Source organism: Enterobacter bugandensis (assembly GCF_900324475.1).
GTDB classification, from domain to species: domain Bacteria; phylum Pseudomonadota; class Gammaproteobacteria; order Enterobacterales; family Enterobacteriaceae; genus Enterobacter; species Enterobacter bugandensis.
In genome coordinates this window covers 1-23043 of sequence record NZ_LT992502.1, presented here as the reverse complement: position 1 = coordinate 23043, position 23043 = coordinate 1, and the positions used below count along the sequence as shown (strand labels likewise).

The window sequence follows — 23043 nt, the reverse complement described above, 5'->3', positions numbered from 1 at the left end:
CCGGCATCGGGCGATGCCGGTCAGGACGATTAATGCAGCTCTGGCCAGTACTCTTTGTTGGCCTCGATCAGGTCATCCAGAATCGCTTTCGCGACGGAGGCGCTCGGCACGGTTTTCGACAGGGTAATGGCCTGCCAGAGCTTCTGGTACGAGCGCTGCTCCCAGGCATCCACCACCAGTTTTTCCACCGCCACCTGCTGGCTCATCAGCCCTTTCTGGAAGTGCGGAATATCGCCCACCGTAAGCGGCTCCGGTCCGTTATGGCCCACCAGGCACGGGATCTCCACCATCGCGTCGGCGTCAAAGTTATGGATGGCACCGTTGTTTGGCACTATCAGCAGCATCCGCTCCTGGGTATTAAAGGCAATCGCAGTCGCCAGATCGACGATGTACGACGCATGTTCGTCGATTTCCAGCTCACCGGCGGCGGAGTTGCCGGCTTCGATAATCGCCCGACAGGAACTGAACACATGCTTCTCACGGTGATCCATAACTTCATTGGCGCGGGTCCGTTCCGGGTTGGAATGCGCGACCACGTAGTCCGGGAACAGGTAATACTTCAGGTAGGTATTCGGCATGGTGTCCGGATCCAGCGCCTGCACGTCTTTAGCTTTGGCAAAGGTATCGTTCCAGCTCGCTTCGGTATGCGCATCTTCCGAAGGCGGAACATAGCCGTTTTTCGCCACGTATTCGCGCAGCTTCGGCATCAGATCGTTGCCGTTCAGGTCTTCAATCGACGTCCACCAGCCGAAGTGGTTCAGGCCGTAGTAGCGCACGCGCATCTCTTTGCGGTCTTTCAGGCCGACAATCTGCGCCATGCGCCCTTCAATGCCAATCGGCATATCGCAGATGTTGAGGATTTTAGCGTTCGGACGCAGGCGGCGCGTGGCTTCTGCGACAATCGCCGCCGGGTTGGAGTAGTTCAGCATCCACGCGTTCGGGGAGTACTGCTCCATATAATCCACCAGCTCCAGCACGCCGCCGATAGAGCGCATGCCGTAAGAGATACCGCCCGGTCCGCAGGTTTCCTGGCCCAGCACGCCGTGGCGCAGCGGGATTTTTTCATCTTTTTCGCGCATCGGGTATTTGCCCACGCGGATGTGCGCCATCACGAAATCGACATCGGTAAACGCCGCTTTTGGATCGGTGGTGTAGCTGAATTCAATCTCCGGGGCCTGCTCCTTAAGGATGATTCTGCACGCTTCGGCGATGGTCTCCTGACGCGCGCCATCGTTGTCATAGAACTTCAGGGCGCGCAGCGGAAAACGGTCACGGTTGGCTAACAGCATCAGGACGATACCAGGCGTAAAGGTGCTGCCGCCGCCTGCAATGACAACTGAGAATTTTTTCATGATATAGCCTCTGTCAGGGTGGTTTGTTCATTTGTTAAAGGAGTTTTCATCAGCGATTCCAGCTGGTCGCGCACCTGAGGAACGTGCAGGCCGACAATCACCTGAATGCCGTTGCCGCGTCGCACTACGCCGTGTGCGCCCAGGGCTTTGAAGACGTCGTCGCTTTGGGTTTTCGCCATATCCACCAGTGCGATACGCAGGCGGGTGGCGCAGTTATTGATGCTTTCGATGTTGGCCGCGCCGCCAAGCGCCTGCAGGAATCCGGCGGCTTGCCCAACCTGCTGGCTGGCCGCCGCCGGGGCGGTGGTTTGCCCGCGCGCCGCCTTATAGTCGGCCTTGCTGTAGAGTTTGATTTCGCTCTCTTCCCGGCCCGGCGTTTTCAGGTTCAGACGCTCAATCAGCGTTTTGAAGATCACGAAGTAGATGCCGGTGAAGCAGACACCAATGCCGATCTGGGTGAACACCGTCGAGGCGTGGTTATGGAACATCGGGATCCAGTTTTGCGGCAGGAACTGGTCCAGCAGGCCGCCGCCCATATTCCCCACGACGCCGAAGGCGTACATCACCGTCGCCATGGTGGCCGCCAGCACCGCATGCACAGCGAACAGCAGCGGCGAGATAAACAGGAAGGTGAACTCAAGCGGTTCGGTAATGCCCACCAGCACGGCGGTGAGCGTGGCCGGAACCAGCAGGCCCGCCACCTTGACGCGGTTTTCTGGCGACGCGGTGTACCAGATAGCGAAGGCAATCCCGACCGAGCCAAACACTTTTGCGTTGCCGTGCAGCGCGAAGCCACCTTCCGGGAAGAGGGTCTTCAGCGGCAGGGTGCTCTGGCTGAATTCCTGCAGATGCTGCGCCCAGTAGACCTGAATACCGCCCTCCACCGCCGCCGGGCCGAAGATGAACGGGCCGTAGACGAAGTGGTGCAGCCCCGTTGGGATCAGAATGCGTTCCAGGAAGGTATACACCCACACGCCCAGCGCACCGGCAGAGCGCAGGAACGCCTGCAGGGATTCGATGCCCATCTGCACTTTCGGCCAGCCCAGCAGCGTCAGCCAGGCACAGGGGATCATCACGAAGAACGCGAGGATAACGACAAACGAGCTGCCCTGGAAAATCCCCAGAAAGACCGGCAGCGGCTTGTCGAAATAGCGGTTGTGGATGGCGGTGACGATGCCTGAGATCACGATGGCACCGATGATGCTGGTATCGAGTGTTTTGATCCCGGCAATCATCGCCAGCCCGCTTCCCGCCGTTGGTTCGGCGGAGAAGTCGACGCCAAAGAAGTGGCCCCAGGTCATCCCCATCGCGTTAATGAAGTAGTTCCAGGTCAGGAAGCTAATCAGCACCGCCAGGCAGGCGCGGCCCTGCGCCTGCTTCGCCAGCCCAATCGGCAGGCCGACGGCAAAAATCAGCGGCATATTGCGAAACACCGCCCAGCCGCCCTCTTCAATGATGTGAACGATCTGCGCGAAAAGATGATCGGGGGCGGTTAAGGCTTCGCCGACAAACAGCGGGTTGCGAAGCATGATAGCGATTCCCACCACGATCCCGGCAAACGGAAACAGCAACACCGGGGTAAACATGGCACCGCCAAAACGTTGTATTTGACTGAGCATTTTTAAATCCTCACGTAACAACCTGTAGGGGTAGAGGCCTTTATGGTTTTGTGCTGGCCTGAGGTGAGCATAAGAACTTAATGATGTACGAACATGGCGTGCCGCTGCGATTCGTGATCGCATTCATGGTTTTATTTTGACCAGTCAGGTCTACTTCTTGCGGTAAATATGGACATGTCAGGACGCATTCCACGCCCTGATAAGGGCAGAGAGGTCTACTGGTGATCTACAAATCAATTGCTGACAGGTTGCGGCTGCGGCTGAATTCATCGGACTACAACATCGGCAGCCCGCTGCCTGGTGAAAAAGCGCTGGCGCAGGAGTTTGGCGTGGCGCGCATGACCATCCGCAAGGCGCTGGATCTGCTGGTGAGCTGGGGGCTGGTTGAGCGCCGGCACGGCAGCGGAACGTTTGTCTCGCGCAAAGACGTTCACCACGAAACCACTAACCTGACCGGGCTGGTGGAGGTACTGCGTCAGCAGGGAAAAGAGGTGCAGAGCAAGGTGCTGCAGTTCGAAGTGATGCCCGCCCCGCCCGCCATCGCCAGCCAGCTGCGGATCCAGGTGGATGAGCGGCTCTACTTTTCACGGCGGGTGCGCTACGTGGACGGAAAGCCGCTGATGCTGGAAGACAGCTTTATGCCGGTGAAGCTGTTCCGCAACCTGTCGCTGGCGCATCTTGAGGGGTCTAAGTTTGATTACATTGAGAAGGAGTGCGGGATCACCATCAGCGGCAACTACGAGAGCCTGACGCCGGTATTGGCAGATAAACAGCTGGCCGGTTATATGAATCTGCCGGAACAGACGCCACTGCTGCGAATTACCTCTCTCTCCTACAGCGACAGCGGCGAGTTCCTCAATTATTCCGTGATGTTCCGAAATACCAGCGATTACCAGGTGGACTACCATCTGCGGCGCATCCACCCGGAAGAGCTGTTAGCCCATCCCCCAGAACAGCACCGCCAGTAGCTGCGGGGTGATGATGCGCAGGAACATCACCAGCGGGTAGACGGTGGCATAGGAGAGCGCGGCCGCGCCGCTGGTGGCGTGCAGGTTGTTGGCAAAAGCGAGCGCTGGCGGGTCGGTCATGGAGCCCGCCAGCATGCCGCACAGCGTCAGGTAGTTCATTTTGGCGAACATCCGCGCCAGGATTGCCACCGTCAGCAGCGGGATCGCCGTGATAAAGATGCCGTAGCCGACCCAGCTCATCCCTTCGCCCTTGACCAGGGTATCGATAAAATCCCCGCCGGACTTCAGCCCGACAACCGCCAGGAACAGCACGATGCCCAACTCGCGCAGCGCCAGGTTAGCGCTCGGCGGCATAAACCAGTAGAGCTTCCCGATACAGCCGATACGCCCGAGGATCAGCGCCATAATCAGCGGCCCGCCCGCGAGGCCGAGCTTGAGCGCCACCGGGAAGCCCGGCACGTACAGCGGAATAGAGCCGAGCAGCACGCCAAGCCCGATGCCGATAAACACCGGCAGCATCTGCACCTGCTGCAGTTTTTGCTGGGCGTTGCCTACCATATCCGCCACGGCATCGATGGACGACGGGCGTCCGACCAGGTTGAGGATATCCCCGAACTGCAGGCTGGCCTCCGGGCTGGCAACCAGTTCGACGCCCGCACGGTTGAGGCGGGAGATGACCACGTCGTAGCGCTCTTTTACCTGCAGATCGCGTATTTTCTTGCCCAGAACGTGCTCGTTGGTCACCACAACACGCTCCACGCGCATATCGGTGCCGCGGGTTGAAAGCGAGGTATCCACTTCCTGACCAATCACCAGCCGCGCGTTGTTTAAATCCCCCGGCTGGCCGACCAGGTGTAGCAGGTCACCCTGCTGGATCATCGTGCCGGGCGCAGGCACCATCAGCACGTCGTCGCGCTTAAGGCGGGAGCAGATAATATTGGCGCTGTTCAGGATCGGTACGTCCTGAATCGCCATATTGTTCAGGTTGGGGTTATCGACGCGAATGTTGATGGTTTTGATCGGCATGTGGCCGTTGGTGAGCGTGGTTTCGTGATCTTTCGCCTCTTTGTCGACGTTAACGCGAAACAGGACGCGGACCAGCCACATGGAGAGCAGAATGCCGCAAATCCCAAACGGATAGGCCATGGCGTAGCTCATCCCCATCTGGTCAACAATGCCGGGTTCAATGCCCAAATCGCGAAGGATTTGCTGCCCGGCACCGAGCGCCGGCGTGTTGGTGACCGCCCCGGAGAAAATGCCCAGCACCACGGGCAGCGGGATAGCAAAGATTTTGTGCAGGATTGCGGTGACCAACCCGCCCATCACCACAATGCCGAGGGCAAACAGATTGAGCCGTAGCCCGGAGACGCGCAGGGAAGCGAAAAAGCCCGGCCCTACCTGAATCCCGATGGTGTAGACGAAGAGAATCAGGCCGAACTCCTGAATAAAGTGGAGCATATCGGCGCTGAGAACCAGCCCGAGCTTGTCAGCAAAATGCCCGACAAAAATGCCGCCAAACAGCACCCCGCCAATCCCAAACCCGACGCCACGGATTTTGATATTGCCAATCCATAGCCCTACAACCGCGGCCAGGGCCAACACGCTTACGGTTAACGCGATATCACTCATGATCCACATCCTTGGCATAACCTTAGTTATAACAAGGATTTTCTCAGAGCCGGATGCGGTTGTATGGGCGATGGCGCACAAAAAAGCCCTGCCGGAGCAGGGCTTTGTGCAGTCTGTGAGTAAAGCGGATTAGCTGTTCAACGCCGGCCGCTCGCTAATGGCGATACGCTGCGGCGCGATGGCTTCCGGCACGTTACGGATAAGATCGATATGCAGCAGCCCGTTGGTAAACGTCGCACCGGACACTTCCATATGGTCTGCCAGGGTAAAGCTCAGGCTAAACGGCTGATTAACCAGACCCTGATGCAGCCACCGGGTTTCGGTCTCTTGTTTTTCCGGCGTACCCTTCACGGTCAGGCGCGCGCCTTCGAGCTGGATATCCAGATCTTCCTGGCGGAACCCGGCCAGCGCAAGGGTGATGCGATAGTGGTTATCGTCGCTTTTTTCGATGTTGTACGGCGGAAATGTCTGTTGCTCGGTGGTGCTTTGCAGGGCATTAGCCAGTTTGTCAAAACCAATCCACTGACGCAGCAGGGGGGATAAATCGTAGTTACGCATACTAAATCTCCTTCTGAGAAGCGAGTTCGGCACAGTTTAATTTTGTGCACAGTTGTTCCTGCAAATCCTGATGGATTCGCATATGCTCCCGTTACGGCAAGCAAGTCCGGGTGGGCCGCTCGCGCGACCCGCGTAATTAGTTAATTTCGATACGGCGCGGTTTTTTCTCTTCCGGAATCACGCGTTCCAGTTCGATAAACAGCAGGCCGTTAACCAGGTTCGCGCCTTTAACGTGAATGTTCTCGGCTAACTGGAACTTGCGTTCAAAGTTGCGCTCGGCGATGCCCTGGTAAAGGTAGGTACGTTCTTTCTGCTCGGCCGTATGGGAACCTTTCACCACCAGCAGGTTGTCCTGCGCGGTGATTTCCAGCTCGTTTTCTGCAAAACCGGCGACGGCAATGGCGATGCGGTAGTGGTTTTCGTCAACCAGCTCAACATTGTATGGAGGGTAGCCGTTGCTCTGGCTTTGGTTATTTTCTAAATGGTTAAACAGGCGGTCAAAACCAATTGCAGAACGGTATAGCGGAGAAAGATCGAAGTTACGCATAGATAATACTCCTGAAATCAGCGAGAAATTGTAGCCTTCCACCATGGACAGGCCTTTGCGCCCCCGAGCACCCATCAGGCGTGTTCGTTATCGGGTCACATTCTTAAAATGGGTCTGGAACCGAGCTTTTCAAGACTATTTAGGCGAGATTTTTTTGCACTTTGCTGGTTGTCGCATAGACTCTGGGACAACAGCACAAAGGGTTAAATTGCGATGGCTGCCACAGTGCGGGGTTATCGGGCTATTCATTTCGGATAAGGCTCGCTATAACCCTGAGTTGCAGGTCTATGCAGTGCCATTAACGATGACTGAGTGATGATGAAAAATGTTCTGATAAAGCTGACGACGTTCAGCGGGGTGGTTTTACTTTGCGGGTGTTCGAGCGTGATGTCTCACACCGGCGGTAAAGAAGGAACATATCCGGGGACGCGCGCCAGCGCGGCGATGATCTCCGATGACGATACGAACTGGGGCACCAAATCCCTGGTCATCCTGGATATGCCCTTTACAGCAGTGGCGGATACGCTTCTGCTGCCGTGGGATGTATTCCGTAAAGACGATTCCGTGCGCTCACGGGTAGAGAAAAGCGAGCAGGAAAATCTGGCGACAAACGCCGTTATCCCGCCCGCCGAGATGCCGCCGCGCTAGTCCTTCGCGGTTTCCGTTACCCAAAGCTGACGGAAACCGCCCGTCTCTTGCATCCACGCAATAAAGCGCCCGTCCGGGGAAAACACGACCGCATCAGCAGACGGCGGATTGCCGTGATCGGACGTCAAAAACGTCACTTCTCCAGTCTTCGCGTCACAGCAGGCGATTCGGTTTTCAAGCACAAATCCCAGCATGTTCCCGGAAGGGTGCCAGTTAAACGCAGACTGAATACCGCTCCCGGAGCGCGTCAGCTGGCGCGGTTCGCCGCCCTCAGGAGAGATCAGCCACAGCTGCACAATGCCGTTATCATCCCGCATCAGAAACGCGATTTGCGTCCCCTGGGGGTTACTGCGCACCCAGTGACGCGGCACGTTCACCAGACCCGGGTAGGCCCTCTGGTGGGTAAAGGTCAGACGACGCTGCTTCACCCCGGCAGGCGGCGCTGGCAGGGTGTCTGGGGTGCCCTGCAGCGGCGCATCGCCCGCTTGTTTCCAGCCCTGCTCGCCTTCTGGCAGGTTAACAATAAACAGTTCAGGCACTTTTTCGCCCTGCGCGGAGAGGGTGTCGCCGATAAACGCCAGCCTGTTGTTGCCCACCCAGCCCTCTTCGTAGGCGCGGTTGATTTCATCGCTGCCCGGTTGCGGGTTGGGTGTTGTGCGGCTGACCAGCACGCTCCAGAACGTGCCTGAATATTCACGTGGATGATTCCCCTGCGGGTTCACCGGGCCAAACGGTGCCGCCACGCCGACGTTGCGTAAATCGAGCTTCGGATCGCGCTCATGTAAAACATGGTCGTTATAGGTGAAGCTGACGAACTGCCCGTTCGGGCTGAAGACGTGCACGTGGCTGCCGCCGCGCAGCGCGCCTGCGGTATAAGGCGCGGTGATATCCATCGCGTCCAGGTTGCTCACCTGACCGTGATGCACAATCACACCCTGACGATGATGAAAATCGTAGTGCCAGCCAGCATCCGGGTTTTTCGGACCGTGGATAAAGACGTATTTGTCCTGTGCCGGATGAACGGTCACCACGCCGACATGCGCGCCGTCAGTGGCGCGATAGACCACCTCCACCTCACCCGTAACGACGTTGACCTGCTCAATGGTTTCGCCGGTAAATGACGCGCCTGACGGGCGCACGTCGTAGACCAGCCACTGGCTGTCCGGCGTCCAGGTATTGATGTTGGTCAGCTGGTGGTTGCGGGAGGCGAAGGTAATTTGTTTCATGAGGATACCCTGATGCACGGTGAGTGCATCAGGGTAAAACATCCGCAGGGATTAGCCTACTCGTTTCACATCGCCCACCAGCAGGATGTAGGAGAGTGCCCCGATCAGCGCCACGGCAGAGATGTAGACCAGCGCCGGGCCGAAGCCGTAGTCCTGCGCCAGGTAGCCGATAACCAGCGGTACGGTGATCCCGCCCAGTCCGCCGACAAAGTTGAACACACCGCCGGTCAGGCCAATCAGCCGCATCGGCGCAAGGGACGACACCAGCGACCAGGTGATAGAGGCGAAACCGTTACCAAAGAACGCCACCGCCATCAGGGCCATAATCCACACCGGATCGTTGGTGTAGTTGGCACCCATGATGCAGGTTGAGATCAGCAAGCCGCAGATAATCGGCGTTTTACGCGCCACGCCCAGCGAGTACCCTTTTTTCACCAACTTATCGGCCAGCCAGCCGGAGAGCAGCACGCCGAAAAATGCGGCGAGGAACGGCACGGTGGTCATAAAGCCCGCCTTTAGCGCCGCGATCCCCTTTTCCTGGGTCAGGTAGTTCGGGAACCAGGTGAGGAAGAACCACAGCGTAGAAGTAACCGCGAACTGACCCAGATAAACACCCACCAGCTTACGGTGGAAGACCAGCTTCCAGTCCGCTTTGGTCAGCGGCTGGCGCACCTCTTTTTTCACCGGCGCATCACCATCCACCAGACCGCCACCGTCGCGGATGTAGTCCAGCTCGGCCCTGGTGATACTTTTGGTCAGACGCGGCGGCTGGTAGACCTTGAACCAGATTAGCGACCAGATAATGCCAATCCCGCCGGTGACGATGAACACCCAGTGCCAGCTCAGCAGCTCCTGGATCCAGATCAGCAGCGGCGTCAGGAACGCCAGGCCGACAAACTGGCCAGAGGTGTAAAAACCAACGGCGGACGCGCGCTCGTGTTCCGGGAACCAGCTGGTCACCATACGGTTGTTGGTCGGAAACGCGGGCGCTTCGAAAACCCCGGTGATGGCACGCAGGCCAATCAGCGAAATCAGCCCGGTGGCGAAGCCCTGGAATAGGGTCGCCACGGACCAGCCTAATATGGCGATAAAGTAGGTCAGACGTGAACCCACGCGGTCAAGAAACCAGCCGCCGGGGATCTGGCATAAGGTATACAACCAGGCAAACGCCGAGAAGACGTAGCCCATTTCCGCTTTGGTGATGCCAAACTCTTCCTGAATATGGGCCGATGCCACGGCAAGGTTGGCGCGGTCGACATAGCAAATGACCACGGTAATAAAGATCATCATCAGCGTCAGGTAGCGGCGACGCCCGATTTTTGTAGCGGTAACTGGAATATCCATCGCAATCTGTCTCCAGATTTTGGGCATAGCGAAGCCGCTCACCATGCCCTGTAATTTACAGAGGGTTATATTTTTGTATGTATGATTTTTGCCCGGAGGCTTACCGGGTCTACGGGATGGCGATTACCATTCCGCTACGCTGCCGTCCTCATGACGCCACAGCGGGTTTCGCCAGTCCGGCGCATTCTTACTCAGCTCAATGACTTTAGCTTCGTCAATTTCCACGCCAAGGCCCGGCTTCGTAAGCGGTTTAAAGAAACCGCCTTCCATGCAGAAGTCTTCTTTATTTTTCACAAAATCGAGCAGTTCCGCGCCCTTGTTATAGTGAATCCCCATGCTCTGTTCCTGGAACACCGCATTGCGGGAGACGAAGTCGACGTGCAGGCAGGCCGCCAGCGCGATTGGGCCGAGCGGGCAGTGCGGTGCCAGCGCCACATCGTAAGCTTCTGCCATCCCGGCAATTTTGTAGCATTCGGTGATGCCGCCCGCATGAGAAAGGTCCGGCTGTAGGATCGCTATGCCGCCCGCTTCAAGTACGCGTTTAAACTCGAAGCGCGAGAACATACGTTCACCCGCCGCGATAGGAATGTGGGTCTGTTCAGCCAGCTTCGGATAGTACTCCGCCTGCTCGGCCAGCACCGGCTCTTCGATAAATAGCGGGCGATACGGCTCCAGCTCTTTAATCAGCACTTTGGCCATCGGCGCGCTGACGCGGCCGTGGAAATCCAGGCCAAACTCAATCTCGTTGCCGAAGGCTTCACGAATTTGCGCCACGGTATTGACCGCCCGGTCTACCGCACGCGAATTGTCGATAACACCCATCTCTTCGCAGCCGTTGAGCTTGAAGGTGTCAAAGCCGATATTGCGCAACTGCGTGATGCCGTCGATCACTTCCGCAGGACGGTCGCCGCCTACCCAGCTGTAGGCTTTGATTTTGTCGCGCACCAGGCCGCCCATAAGCTGCCAGACCGGCGCGTTAAGCACTTTACCTTTGATATCCCACAGCGCCTGGTCGATACCGGCGATGGCGCTCATCAGGATCGGACCACCGCGGTAGAAGCCCGCGCGGTACATCACCTGCCACAGGTCGTTAATGCGCGCCGGATCCTGACCAATCAGGTATTCGCCCAGCTCGTGTACTGCCGCTTCAACGGTGCGCGCGCGCCCTTCAATCACCGGTTCGCCCCAGCCTACAACCCCTTCATCGGTTTCGATTTTCAGGAACATCCAGCGCGGGGGTAAACGGTACGTGGTGAGTTTGGTTATTTTCATTTCACTGCCTCTCGATACGCTTTCACAAATGCTGCCGCCTGCTGTGCGGTACGTTCCACGGACTGGCCGGCACGATAAAGATCGCTACCCAACCCTGCGCCCACACAGCCAGCGCTCATCCACTGGCCCAGGTTTTCTGGCGTTACGCCGCCCACGGCAAAGACCGGTACGCTGGCGGGCAATACCGCTTTCAACGCCTTGATGTAGTCCGGTCCAAAAGCCGATGACGGGAAAATTTTGAGCGACTGCGCGCCCGCATCAAGGGCAGTAAAGGCTTCCGTGGCAGTGGCGCAGCCCGGGCAGACCGTCATGCCGTAACCCACCGCGCGGCGGATCACCTCAGGCTGAATATTGGGCGTGACGATAAGCCTGCAGCCCATCGTTGCCAGCCGATCGACCTGCTCAGGCTGTAACACGGTGCCTGCGCCAATCAGCGCCTTATCGCCGAAAACCTCCACCACGGCCGGAATGCTTTTTTCCCAGTCGGGCGAGTTGAGCGGGATTTCTACCGCGTCGAATCCGGCGTCGATAACCGCGCCGACGTGGTCTAACGCCTCATCGGGCGTGATGCCGCGCAAAATCGCGATAAGGGGAAGATCAGTTTGCCACTGCATGAGCGATGCTCCTTATTCCTGCCTGAAATGCCGTGTCGCCGGATACCGTCGAAACATCACGCCCAACGGCGCGAAATGCCTGTTCGTAGCGCGACGTTAGCGATGCGCCTGCGACAATCGTAATGGCCTGCTCGTGCGCGATGAACTCACGCATGCTGGCGACCTCTGCGCCAATCAGCAGGCCGGAGAGAAACTCGCTGACCTGCTCGCGCGGGAGAAGTCCCAGCACGTGCGAGGCGCGAACCTCAAAAAGCTGCGGCAACACATCAGGGGAGGCGATCCCACGTTCAAGCCCGGCGGCAAACGCCTCTGACGAGGATTCCTGCTCAGGTAAACCGGCCCCGACCAGCGAATGGTTGAGCAGCAAATGGTGCAACTCGCCGGTCATTACGGTGCGAAAATCGTGGATTTGCTCAGCGTCAGCCTGGACCCACTTACAGTGCGTGCCGGGCATGACGTAGACAGAAGAAGGAGAGAGAGAGCGCGCGCCAAGCAGCTGCGTCTCTTCGCCGCGCATCACGTTGTGGTTATCGTCGCGAGAGACGCTCAAACCGGGAATAATCCAGATATTGTCGCCAACGGACGTTAACTGCTCGCCAATAGCGGAGAAATGGACGGGAACCTGCAGATAAGGTGCAATTTTCCAGCCTACGTTACTGCCCACCATTCCCGCCATTACCACCGGCGTGGCGCTGTCGCGCCAGTTTTGTGTGACCTCTGCTAACACCGCCTCGGGGGATTTACCGTTCAGGCGCGTCACGCCTGCTTCTGATTGCCTGCTCTCCAGGCACTGCTCGCCCTGATAAAGCCAGGCGCGCAGATTGGTCGATCCCCAGTCAATTGCGATGTAGCGAGATGTCATGTGATTTCCTTCAGCCTTCGTGTCGAGCTGGCAATCATGGTAAGCGCCGCCTGCTCTGCCGCATCGCCGTCCTGATGCCGTATCGCATCGAACAGCGCTTTATGTTCCTGGAGCGTTTTTGGCATGTTGGCCTCATCACCCATCCAGGTACGTTCAAATACCGCTCGCTGTAGCGAGCTGATCGCCACGCTAAGCTGCTGTAATACCGGGTTATGCACCGACTGCAGCACCGCTTCGTGGTAGCGAATGTCCGCCTCGTTGAACGCCTCCCGGTTCTGGTTATTGGCGATCATGTCGTTTAAAGCCGATTCAATCTGGGCCAAATCACCGGAGGTCGCGCGTTCCGCCGCCCAGCGCGCAATTGCCGGCTCCACCAGGTTTCGAACTTCACTCATCGCGCCGATAAGCCGCGGGTCGTAGTCGTTTTCCAGCACCCACTGCAGCACGTCGGTATCGAGGTAGTTCCACTGGTTGCGCGGAGCAACAAACGCGCCGCGATAGCGCTTCATTTCAATCAGCCGCTTCGCCATCAGCGAGCGGAACACTTCCCGGATGATGTTGCGCGAGGTTTCAAACTCCTCGCACAGTTCAGCCTCTGCGGGGAGCGGCGAACCGGGAACGTATTTACCGCCCACAATCTGAGTGCCCAGCGTAATAACGATGCGATCGGTTTTATTGAGAGTCATGGAGAGTCCTTGTGCTCTGTATGTCCATCACTACTTTACCGCGACCGCTGAATTTCGCCTCACTTTTGCAGTACAAACGTGAGGCCATTCGTCTTTGCCGTGGTGACAATGTAGTACAATCATTTAATGTTGTACTACAATCAAGATCACAAAAAGAACAATTCGATAAATACAGGGCAAAAAAAAGCCCCGGTTGATAACCGGGGCTGATGATTAAAAATAAGCGTTACTGCAGCACAAACTTCTCGATCGCGTAGGCAACACCGTCTTCGAGGTTAGATTTGGTGACGAAATCAGCCACCTCTTTCACCGAAGGAATGGCGTTATCCATTGCCACGCCAACGCCCGCGAATTCAATCATCGCGATGTCGTTCTCCTGGTCGCCGAGCGCCATGATTTCTTCCTGCTTAATCCCTAACGCATCAGCAAGTGATTTCACGCCGGTGCCCTTATTGACGCGTTTATCGAGGATTTCGAGGAAGTACGGCGCACTTTTCAGCACGGTGTACTTCTCTTTTACCTCCGCCGGAATGCGCGCGATGGCTTTATCCAGGATCTCCGGCTCGTCAATCATCATCACCTTCAGGAACTGCGTCGCCGGATCCATTTTCTCGGCTTCACAGAACACCAGCGGAATGGTCGCAACGTAGGATTCATGCACCGTGTAGTAGCTGATATCGCGGTTGGCGGTGTAGAGCGTATTGCGATCGAGCGCGTGGAAGTGGGAGCCCACTTCACGGGACAGTTTTTCGAGGAACAGGTAGTCATCATAGCTCAGCGCAGTTTGCGCAACCGTGCTGCCGTCTGCGGCTTTCTGCACCAGCGCGCCGTTATAGGTGATGCAGTAATCGCCCGGCTGATTCATGTGCAGCTCTTTCAGGTAGCTGTGTACGCCCGCATACGGACGCCCCGTGGTCAGAACCACATTCACGCCCTTCGCTCGTGCGGCGGCGATCGCGTTTTTAACGGCAGGAGAGATAGTGTGGTCTGGCAGCAGCAGCGTGCCGTCCATATCGATTGCAATGAGTTTGATAGCCATGAGTTCCCCGGGATAAATGAGTGCTACCTCATGCTAACGCGATTAAGCACACAAAAATAGAGCTACATTGCGCAACAGCCCCCCCCCTTTTACGCTTATCCTGGGGAACGACGACTTACTCGCGGGTGAGAACGATTTTACCGAATGCGCCGCGATCCAGATGTTCAAGGGCCTGTTCAAGCTCGTTAAAACGGTAGCGATGCTCAATCACCGGCTTCAGTCCCGTGACGTCAACAGCGCGGACGAAATCCTCCAGCGCCCGGCGGTGTCCCACGCCAATCCCCTGAATGACGGGGGATTTCAGCAGCAGCTCAGCAGCAGGCAGCGAAATGTCAGTCCCGGCCAGCACGCCAATGACGGAGATACGCCCATGAACGGCAACGGCACGCAGGGAATGCTTCAGGTTTTCCCCACCTACGGTTTCGATAATATGGTCGATGCCGCGATCCTGAGTCAGCGCCAATGCTTCTTCAGCCCAGTCACTTTTCAGGCGGTTGACGCCCTGACTGGCGCCCAGTTTTTTGGCGAGCGCCAGCTTTTCATCGCTCCCGGACGTGACAATAACCTCTGCGCCGTGCGATTTTGCAATTTGCAGGGCGAAAATCGCCACGCCGCCCGTCCCCTGTACCAGCACCGATTGCCCGGCGCGGAGCTGACCCCGCTCCACCAGCGCGAACCAGGCGGTAAGCCCTGCGCAGGGTAACGTGCTGGCCTCTGCGTCATTCAGAGTTTCCGGAGAGGCCACCAGCGCGTTTTCATTTACAACCACATATTCGGCCAGCATTCCCTGGAAATAGCCGCCGGACGTTTTGTAGGGCAAATCACGCGCGTCTGCCTGCGGCTTGCCGTCGATCCACTCCGGGAAGAAGGTTGAAATGACGCGAGCACCGGGTTTGAAACGCGTGACACCTTCACCTACGCTGTCCACCACGCCCGCCATGTCAGACGCCGGGGTGAACGGGAAGGAAAGCGGAATCGGCATCGTGCCTTCGATGACCATTTTATCGCGATAGTTGAGCGCAACGGCATTTACCCGTACGCGAACCTCACCGGGGCCTGGCTGTGGAACCGATTCATGAATGAGTTTGAGATGCTCGCGCCCGAGGGCGTTCATTGACCAGCGCTGCATTGTCTCTGTCATTTTTTTCTCCTGCCATCAGATAAGCTTCAGTAATGACAGTCTACCGTTGACTCCTCGTCACCAGTGGCGATAAGTTTTCTCTTCATTGACGCCTGAATGGATACAAACCGTGACCGATACGCTGAAAGATATTCCTGTTTTTGTCGCTGCCGTGGAGGCAGGAAGCTTTGCGCAGGCCGCAGTTCGCCTGCACCTGTCGCGCTCTGCGGTGGGTAAAAGTATTGCTCGACTTGAGGAACGTCTGGGAGTGCGGCTGTTTCAGCGCACCACCCGCAGCCAGCGGCTCACCGATAACGGCGCCCTGTTCTACGAGCGCTGCCTGCGCGCGCTGGAGGAGATCAGGAGCGCGGAATCCCTGCTGGAAACGGGGAAACATCAGATCAACGGTCGGCTGCGTGTTGCCATGCCGGTGCTGTTTGGACGCCAGTGCGTCGCGCCGCTGCTGATTGAACTGGCGCAGGAACACCCTGGGCTTGAGCTTGAAATGTCGTTCAGCGACCGCGTGGTGGATCTGGTCGAGGAAGGCTTCGATATGGCGGTACGTAACGGCACGCTGCAGGACAGCAGCGTGCTGGTGGCCAGAAAGCTGGGAGAACACCGCATGGTCCTGTGCGCCTCGCCCGACTATCTGCAAAAAAGAGGTCATCCAGACGCTGTGGATGATTTATCCCGGCACGCGGCCATTAACTATCTGCGCGCAGGCCGCGTGCTATCCTGGCAGCTTATGGACAGCGACGGAACGCCGCGCACGTTTACGCCGCGGTCATCACTCAATATGGATGATTTGCAGGCCATCTGCGACGCGGCGGTGACCGGGCACGGCATTGCCTGGCTCCCCTGCTGGATGGCCATCAAAGAAATTCATCAGGGAAAGCTTGTCCCGCTCTTTAAGCAGGCGCCGGATGTCCATTTTGACGTCCATGCCGTCTGGCAACAGACGCCGTACCTGCCCCTGAGGGTAAGAATGGCCATAGATGCGCTGGCGAGCCGTTTACCGGCGGCGATGTCGCTGGACATTCCTGCGCCCATAAAAAAGCCGCGCTAAAAGCGCGGCCAGTTTTCATGCGGGATAGCGACTGTTAAATATCGATATTCGCCGCTTTCAGTGCGTTCTCTTCAATGAACGCACGACGTGGTTCTACCGCATCGCCCATCAGGGTCGTGAACAGCTGATCCGCTGCAATCGCGTCTTTAACGGTGACGCGCAGCATGCGACGGCTTTCCGGATCCATGGTGGTTTCCCACAGCTGATCCGGGTTCATTTCGCCCAGACCTTTATAACGCTGGATAGACAGACCGCGACGGGATTCTTTCACCAGCCAGTCCAGCGCCTGCTCGAAGCTTGCTACCGGCTGACGACGCTCGCCACGTTCGATGAAGGCATCGTCTTCGATCAGGCCGCGCAGCTTCTCGCCGAGGGTGCAGATGCGGCGGTATTCCGGGCCGGTCACGAATTCGTGCTCCAGCGGGTAGTCGGTGTCGACGCCGTGAGTACGCACGCGAACAATCGGCTCAAACTGCTGTGCCGCATTCTGCTGAACGTCGAACTTCCACTGGCTGCCGTGCTGCTCTTTCTCGTTCAGCTCGCTCACCAGGGTATTCACCCAGCGGGTTACGGCCTGCTCGTTGCTCAGATCGGCTTCGGTCAGGGTTGGCTGATAGACCAGCTCCTTCAGCAGCGCTTTTGGATAGCGGCGTTCCATACGGCCAATCATTTTCTGCGTAGCGTTGAATTCGGAGACCAGACGCTCCAGCGGCTCGCCTGCCAGTGCCGGCGCGCTGGAGTTCGCGTGCAGGGTCGCGCCATCAAGGGCGATCGCGATTTGGTACTGATCCATCGCGTCGTCATCTTTGATGTACTGTTCCTGCTTACCTTTCTTCACTTTGTACAGCGGCGGCTGCGCAATGTAGACGTGGCCACGCTCAACGATTTCAGGCATCTGACGATAGAAGAAGGTCAACAGCAGCGTACGGATGTGCGAGCCGTCGACGTCCGCATCGGTCATGATGATGATGCTGTGATAGCGCAGCTTGTCCGGGTTGTACTCGTCGCGGCCAATGCCGCAGCCGAGCGCGGTGATGAGCGTCGCCACTTCCTGAGAAGAGAGCATCTTGTCGAAGCGCGCTTTCTCAACGTTGAGGATTTTACCCTTCAGCGGCAGGATCGCCTGGTTCTTACGGTTACGGCCCTGCTTCGCAGAACCGCCCGCGGAGTCCCCTTCCACGAGGTACAGTTCGGACAGTGCCGGGTCGCGTTCCTGACAGTCAGCCAGCTTGCCCGGCAGGCCTGCCAGGTCCAGCGCGCCTTTACGACGGGTCATTTCACGGGCTTTACGCGCTGCTTCACGAGCACGTGCCGCATCGATAATTTTGCCCACCACGATTTTCGCGTCGTTCGGGTTTTCCAGCAGGTATTCGCTCAGCAGTTCGTTCATCTGCTGCTCAACCGCCGATTTCACCTCGGAAGAGACCAGCTTGTCTTTGGTCTGTGAGGAGAACTTCGGATCCGGCACCTTCACGGAAACCACGGCAATCAGGCCTTCACGGGCATCGTCACCGGTGGCGCTGACTTTCGCTTTCTTGCTGTAGCCTTCTTTGTCCATGTAGGCGTTCAGAGTACGGGTCATCGCCGCGCGGAAGCCCGCAAGGTGAGTACCGCCGTCGCGCTGCGGAATGTTGTTGGTGAAGCAGTAGATGTTTTCCTGGAAACCGTCGTTCCACTGCAGCGCCACTTCCACGCCGATACCGTCTTTTTCGGTGGAGAAATAGAAGATATTCGGGTGAATTGGCGTTTTGTTCTTGTTCAGATACTCAACAAACGCCTTGATACCGCCTTCGTAGTGGAAGTGGTCTTCTTTGTTGTCGCGTTTGTCGCGCAGGCGAATAGAGACGCCGGAGTTCAGGAACGACAGTTCACGCAGGCGCTTCGCCAGGATGTCGTACTCGAATTCAGTGACGTTGGTGAAGGTTTCAAGGCTCGGCCAGAAACGCACCATGGTACCGGTTTTATCGGTATCACCGGTAACGGCCAGCGGGGCTTCAGGCACGCCGTGCTGATAGATCTGACGGTGAATTTTGCCTTCGCGCTGAATAACCAGCTCCAGCTTTTGCGACAGGGCGTTTACTACGGAAACGCCTACGCCGTGCAGGCCGCCGGAAACCTTATAGGAGTTATCGTCGAACTTACCGCCTGCGTGCAGTACGGTCATGATCACTTCCGCAGCAGAGACGCCCTCTTCCGGGTGAATACCGGTCGGGATGCCACGGCCGTCATCGGTAACGGAGACGGAGTTGTCCGCATGGATGGTGACCACGATGTCTTTACAGTGACCCGCGAGCGCTTCGTCGATAGCGTTATCTACCACCTCGAATACCATGTGGTGCAGACCGGTGCCGTCATCCGTGTCGCCGATATACATACCCGGGCGCTTACGCACCGCATCCAGCCCTTTCAGGACTTTGATACTGGAGGAGTCATAAGAATTCGACATCAACGTTTCTCGCTCATTTCAACTTGGGTTAATCCGTTATTTTACCCTTTTCCACGGTAAACATCTTCGAATTTTCGTCCGACATGTCCATAACGTGTTCAGCGCTAATGGCGCTGACGAAAACCTGCGACTGCGTGGCTTTTAAGCGGCTGGCAAGCAGCCCGCGCCGCGCGTCGTCAAGTTCCGAGGCAAAATCATCTATCAGGTACAGGCAGCGCCGTCCGCTCTCGCGGGTGAGGAACTCCCCCTGCGCCAGGCGTAGCGCGCACATCAGGAGCTTGAGCTGCCCGCGCGACAGCGTGTCTTCCACCGGCGCACCGTCGGCACGAATGCGGAAATCCGCCTTGTGCGGGCCGTGCGCGGTGTAGGTCAACATCCGGTCGCGCTCGAAGCTTCTCTCTAACACCTCGGCATAATCCGTCTCTTTCTCCCAGCCACGCTGGAAGGAGAAGGTGAGAGAGAACTCGGGTAAAAACTGTTTGCAGGTGTCAGCCATATCTTCGGCGATACCCGCGCTGTATTCGGCACGCCAGCGGCTGATCTGTTCCGCAAGAGGGATGAGTTCCATGTCCCACGGACGCAGCTGGGCGTAGCGCGTGACCTGGCGCAACGCGGCGTTACGCTGTTTAAGCAGACGCTTCAGGTTGCTCCAGGCGTTAAAGAAACCGGCTTCATTGTGAAAGCATCCCCAGTCGAGGAACGCTCTTCTGTATTTGGGGCCGCCGTTGAGTAAAGTAAACCCCTCGGGCGTAATCAGCTGCATTGGCATCAGCAGCGCCAGCTCCGCCACCTTATGGCCGTCGGTGCCGTCGATGCGCACCTTGCTATCGCCCTGCTTGTCTTTGGTCAGGCCGATGGCGGTTTCCCGCTCTGCGCCCTGCAAACGCCCGTGCAGAACAAAGGATTCTTGCTCGTGGCGAATGACGCGACCAATCTGCAAACTGCGAAACGCCCGGCCATGGCCGAGCGTATAGATGGCTTCCAGCACGCTGGTTTTGCCGCTGCCGTTCGCGCCAACCAGAAAGTTAAAGCCGGGGGATAATGCGAGATCCGCGCTTTCGATATTGCGAAAGTCGCGGATCAACAGACGGGTGAGCGACATTACAGTCTCATTGGCATGACAACATAAGCCGCGCTTTGGCTGGCCGCATCTTCAATCTGTACGCTCGAAACGGAGTCGGTCAGCAGAATGCGCACATTCTCGCATTTCAGTGCATTGAGCACATCCAGCACGTAGCTGACGTTGAAGCCGATTTCCATCTCAGCCCCGGCGTAGGTGACGTCCAGAATCTCTTCTGCCTCTTCCTGCTCCGGGTTGTTGGCGGTGATTTTGATCTGGTTTTCACTCACGTACAGGCGCACGCCGCGGAATTTCTCGTTCGAGAGAATGGCCGCGCGGGCAAACGCCTGCTTGAGGCTATCGCAGCCCGCTTCCAGCGTTTTGTCCGGGTTCTTCGGCAATACGCGGCGATAATCCGGGAAACGGCCATCAACCAGCTTCGAAGTGAAGACAAAATCGCCCACGTGGGCACGGATATTATTGCTGCCAATCTGCACCCGCAGCGGCGTGTCACCGCCGTCGAGCATACGCATCAGTTCAATCACGCCTTTACGCGGCACGATCACCGAATGGTTCGGCAGCGAGTCGCCAATCGGCATGGAACAGACCGCCAGACGGTGGCCGTCTGTGGCGACGGTACGCAGCTCTTCACCTTCGGTTTCGAACAGCATGCCGTTTAAGTAGTAACGAACGTCCTGATGCGCCATGGAGAACTGCGTGGCTTCAATCAGACGCTTCATCGTCGCCTGCGGAAGAGTGAATTCAACTTCACTCTGCCAGTCGTCCAGGTTCGGGAAGTCCGCAGCGGGTAGCGTGGAAAGGGAGAAGCGGCTGCGGCCAGAGCGCACCAGCATGCGGTCGCCCTCCAGCTGCACGGCGATTTCAGCGCCTTCCGGCAACCCGCGGCAGATATCAAAGAATTTACGTGCCGGAACCGTGGTCGCGCCCGCGTCGTGCGGCTGCGTCAACGTAACGCGCGCGATCATTTCCATTTCCAGATCTGTACCGGTCAGCGACAGCGTACCGTCCGCGACCTGAAGCAGCAGGTTTCCGAGAATAGGCAGCGTTGGGCGGCCGCCTAATGGGCCACTCACCTGTTGCAGCGGTTTTAATAAATGTTCACGTTCAACGGTAAATTTCATAGCGTCACGATGATAATGTTCTGATTAGATTGGAAAAATCTTCTTTTATGTCGTGGCTTTCTTCGCGTAACTGCTCAATCTTGCGACAGGCGTGCAGCACGGTCGTATGGTCACGGCCACCAAACGCATCGCCGATTTCCGGCAGACTGTGGTTGGTTAACTCCTTTGCCAGCGCCATCGCCATCTGACGCGGACGCGCCACCGAGCGGGAACGACGTTTAGACAGTAAATCTGCCACTTTGATCTTGTAGTACTCAGCCACCGTCTTTTGAATATTGTCGATGGTGACCAGTTTTTCCTGCAATGCCAACAAATCGCGCAGTGCTTCACGCACAAAATCGATGGTGATCGCACGACCGGTGAAGTTGGCATTGGCGATAACGCGGTTCAGCGCCCCTTCCAGCTCACGCACGTTGGAGCGCAGGCGCTTGGCGATGAAGAACGCCACTTCACCCGGCAGGCGGATGTCGTTCTCATCGGCTTTCTTCATCAGGATCGCGACGCGGGTTTCCAGCTCCGGTGGCTCGATCGCCACGGTGAGGCCCCAGCCGAAGCGGGATTTCAGACGATCTTCAACGCCGTTGATCTCTTTAGGATAACGATCCGAGGTCAAAATGATCTGCTGATTACCTTCCAGCAGGGCGTTGAAGGTGTGGAAAAATTCTTCCTGCGATCGTTCTTTATTGGCAAAGAACTGGATGTCATCGATCAGCAGCGCGTCAACGGAACGGTAGTAGCGTTTAAACTCTTCGATCGCATTGTTTTGCAGGGCTTTTACCATGTCCTGAACGAAGCGCTCGGAGTGCATATACACCACTTTCGCGTTGGGCTTGCGCGCCATAATGCCGTTACCTACCGCATGCAGCAGGTGGGTTTTACCGAGACCCGTGCCGCCATACAGGAACAGCGGGTTGTAAGCACCGCCGGGGTTATCGGCAACCTGACGGGCTGCCGCGCGCGCCAGCTGGTTGGACTTACCTTCAACGAAGTTATCGAACGTGTGTTTCACGTTAACGTTAGAGCGGTAGGTTGGCTCTGCGGGGGCTGGGACGTTATCCCAGCCCTGACGAGCAGGTGCAACGCGAGGCGCCGGAGCCGGAACAGCCTGAGCGGGCGCGGCTACATTTACGGTTTCACGAACGGTTTGGGTGACCGGCTTTGTGCCCACTTCAAAACGCAGCTGTGGGACATCTGACCCGCAAAAATCGTTCAGCAGGCCATTGATGTTATTAAGATACTTGTCTCTTACCCAATCGAGCACAAAACGGTTTGGCGCATACAAAGCCAGCGTGTTATCGCTCAGCTCCGCCTGCAACGGGCGGATCCACATACTGAATTCTGTGGCTGGTAACTCATCCTGCAATCGGGCAAGACACTGCTGCCAAAGCGAAAGTGACACGGCGGACTCCACTCGAACAATAAAAGAAAACTATTGAATATTCATGATTGTTGGCGCACATCGACATGACCCTGTGTAAAGGGGGACGTGCGAATTGCTATCTGCAATTTATCCTGACCAGGATCCTGGGATCCCGATCGGGACCGCGGATCATAGCGTAAACTGAGCCAGAGATCTTCTGTTTCTCACAGATTCTTCCCGATTTATCCACAGGAAGATCCGAAACCGGGTAAGTGTAAACGATCCTGGCGCGAGTGCCCCGCGATTTAGCCCGCATATTGGAAAATTTAATGAGCAGCGACAATTTATTGCTTAAATGATCTAACGAAGATCCGGGACGATCCTTGCGCTTTGTTGGCGAGGCCGTATAATCCTCGACCCGGCGCGTGATGCTCATCTTCCTGCGTCGTCCGTTGCTCATTTTCCACGCGAAATCGTGCGGAAAT

20 protein-coding genes and 1 other annotated feature are annotated in these 23043 nt (G+C 57.2%); of the genes, 3 read left to right on the top strand and 17 right to left on the bottom strand.

What is annotated here, in order from left to right; translation table 11 throughout:
* Positions 1 to 29 precede the first annotated feature (29 nt).
* Positions 30 to 1352: a 6-phospho-alpha-glucosidase gene (locus tag DG357_RS00100; RefSeq protein WP_045260840.1), complete on the bottom strand. Its 1323-nt coding sequence runs from the start codon at positions 1350 to 1352 to the stop codon at positions 30 to 32.
* Positions 1349 to 2971 (bottom strand): alpha-glucoside-specific PTS transporter subunit IIBC, encoded by a 1623-nt coding sequence (locus DG357_RS00095; protein WP_108780309.1) that lies wholly within the window; start codon positions 2969 to 2971, stop codon positions 1349 to 1351. The genes DG357_RS00100 and DG357_RS00095 overlap by 4 nt, the downstream gene beginning before the upstream one ends.
* 221 nt (positions 2972 to 3192) lie before the next feature.
* On the opposite strand from DG357_RS00095, the gene DG357_RS00090 reads away from it, so the two are divergent.
* Entirely contained in the window at positions 3193 to 3939 is a 747-nt protein-coding gene (locus tag DG357_RS00090; RefSeq protein WP_088204442.1) for a GntR family transcriptional regulator, read from the top strand.
* On the opposite strand, the gene DG357_RS00085 is transcribed toward DG357_RS00090, so the two are convergent.
* The 3 genes from DG357_RS00085 to ibpA form a co-directional block, all read right to left on the bottom strand.
* Positions 3907 to 5568, bottom strand: a complete 1662-nt coding sequence (locus tag DG357_RS00085; protein WP_047366728.1) for a putative transporter — start codon at positions 5566 to 5568, stop codon at positions 3907 to 3909. The two genes, DG357_RS00090 and DG357_RS00085, sit on opposite strands and share 33 nt — an antisense overlap.
* Positions 5569 to 5697: 129 nt before the next feature.
* Positions 5698 to 6126 (bottom strand): small heat shock chaperone IbpB, encoded by a 429-nt coding sequence (ibpB, locus tag DG357_RS00080; protein ID WP_028014943.1) that lies wholly within the window; start codon positions 6124 to 6126, stop codon positions 5698 to 5700.
* A 136-nt stretch (positions 6127 to 6262) separates the two neighbouring features.
* Positions 6263 to 6673 (bottom strand): small heat shock chaperone IbpA, encoded by a 411-nt coding sequence (gene ibpA / locus DG357_RS00075; RefSeq protein WP_008500162.1) that lies wholly within the window; start codon positions 6671 to 6673, stop codon positions 6263 to 6265.
* Positions 6667 to 6738 (bottom strand) — a sequence feature (ROSE (Repression Of Heat Shock gene Expression) occurs in the 5'-region of heat shock genes and acts as an RNA thermometer to modulate expression.). (Overlaps the previous gene by 7 nt.)
* A 250-nt stretch (positions 6739 to 6988) precedes the next feature.
* On the opposite strand from ibpA, the gene DG357_RS00070 reads away from it, so the two are divergent.
* Entirely contained in the window at positions 6989 to 7321 is a 333-nt protein-coding gene (locus tag DG357_RS00070) for a YceK/YidQ family lipoprotein (RefSeq protein ID WP_014881914.1), read from the top strand.
* Here the strand turns inward: DG357_RS00070 and DG357_RS00065 are convergent.
* From DG357_RS00065 to DG357_RS00030, 8 genes are all read right to left on the bottom strand, one after another.
* Positions 7318 to 8547: a DUF3748 domain-containing protein gene (locus DG357_RS00065; RefSeq protein ID WP_197710697.1), complete on the bottom strand. Its 1230-nt coding sequence runs from the start codon at positions 8545 to 8547 to the stop codon at positions 7318 to 7320. The two genes, DG357_RS00070 and DG357_RS00065, sit on opposite strands and share 4 nt — an antisense overlap.
* A 51-nt stretch (positions 8548 to 8598) precedes the next feature.
* Positions 8599 to 9936, bottom strand: a complete 1338-nt coding sequence (locus tag DG357_RS00060) for an MFS transporter (protein ID WP_080351169.1) — start codon at positions 9934 to 9936, stop codon at positions 8599 to 8601.
* Positions 9937 to 10014: 78 nt separating this feature from the next.
* A complete protein-coding gene (gene dgoD / locus DG357_RS00055; protein ID WP_028014940.1) occupies positions 10015 to 11163 on the bottom strand; it encodes a galactonate dehydratase in 1149 nt (382 codons plus the stop codon).
* Positions 11160 to 11777 (bottom strand): 2-dehydro-3-deoxy-6-phosphogalactonate aldolase, encoded by a 618-nt coding sequence (locus tag DG357_RS00050; RefSeq protein WP_028014939.1) that lies wholly within the window; start codon positions 11775 to 11777, stop codon positions 11160 to 11162. The genes dgoD and DG357_RS00050 overlap by 4 nt, the downstream gene beginning before the upstream one ends.
* Entirely contained in the window at positions 11761 to 12639 is an 879-nt protein-coding gene (locus DG357_RS00045; RefSeq protein WP_088204440.1) for a 2-dehydro-3-deoxygalactonokinase, read from the bottom strand. Before DG357_RS00045 ends, DG357_RS00050 begins: the two co-directional genes overlap by 17 nt.
* Positions 12636 to 13325: a D-galactonate utilization transcriptional regulator DgoR gene (gene dgoR, locus DG357_RS00040; protein WP_003861109.1), complete on the bottom strand. Its 690-nt coding sequence runs from the start codon at positions 13323 to 13325 to the stop codon at positions 12636 to 12638. The genes DG357_RS00045 and dgoR overlap by 4 nt, the downstream gene beginning before the upstream one ends.
* A 226-nt stretch (positions 13326 to 13551) precedes the next feature.
* Positions 13552 to 14364, bottom strand: a complete 813-nt coding sequence (yidA, locus tag DG357_RS00035) for a sugar-phosphatase (protein WP_047363227.1) — start codon at positions 14362 to 14364, stop codon at positions 13552 to 13554.
* A 115-nt stretch (positions 14365 to 14479) separates the two neighbouring features.
* Positions 14480 to 15505: a zinc-dependent alcohol dehydrogenase family protein gene (locus tag DG357_RS00030; protein WP_088204439.1), complete on the bottom strand. Its 1026-nt coding sequence runs from the start codon at positions 15503 to 15505 to the stop codon at positions 14480 to 14482.
* 109 nt (positions 15506 to 15614) lie between these two features.
* On the opposite strand from DG357_RS00030, the gene DG357_RS00025 reads away from it, so the two are divergent.
* Complete coding sequence (locus DG357_RS00025) at positions 15615 to 16550, top strand: LysR family transcriptional regulator (protein ID WP_045630889.1); 936 nt, start codon at positions 15615 to 15617, stop codon at positions 16548 to 16550.
* A gap of 34 nt (positions 16551 to 16584) precedes the next feature.
* Here DG357_RS00025 and gyrB read toward each other — a convergent pair whose 3' ends face one another.
* Genes gyrB through dnaA form a run of 4 tightly spaced genes read right to left on the bottom strand, consistent with a single transcriptional unit; the run spans position 16585 to position 22597 of the window.
* Positions 16585 to 18996: a DNA topoisomerase (ATP-hydrolyzing) subunit B gene (gene gyrB / locus DG357_RS00020; RefSeq protein ID WP_028014934.1), complete on the bottom strand. Its 2412-nt coding sequence runs from the start codon at positions 18994 to 18996 to the stop codon at positions 16585 to 16587.
* Between the two features lie 28 nt (positions 18997 to 19024).
* A complete protein-coding gene (gene recF / locus DG357_RS00015; RefSeq protein ID WP_045260850.1) occupies positions 19025 to 20098 on the bottom strand; it encodes a DNA replication/repair protein RecF in 1074 nt (357 codons plus the stop codon).
* Positions 20098 to 21198 (bottom strand): DNA polymerase III subunit beta, encoded by a 1101-nt coding sequence (dnaN, locus tag DG357_RS00010; protein ID WP_008500170.1) that lies wholly within the window; start codon positions 21196 to 21198, stop codon positions 20098 to 20100. Before dnaN ends, recF begins: the two co-directional genes overlap by 1 nt.
* Positions 21199 to 21202: 4 nt before the next feature.
* Positions 21203 to 22597: a chromosomal replication initiator protein DnaA gene (dnaA, locus tag DG357_RS00005; RefSeq protein WP_032644944.1), complete on the bottom strand. Its 1395-nt coding sequence runs from the start codon at positions 22595 to 22597 to the stop codon at positions 21203 to 21205.
* Positions 22598 to 23043 lie beyond the last annotated feature (446 nt).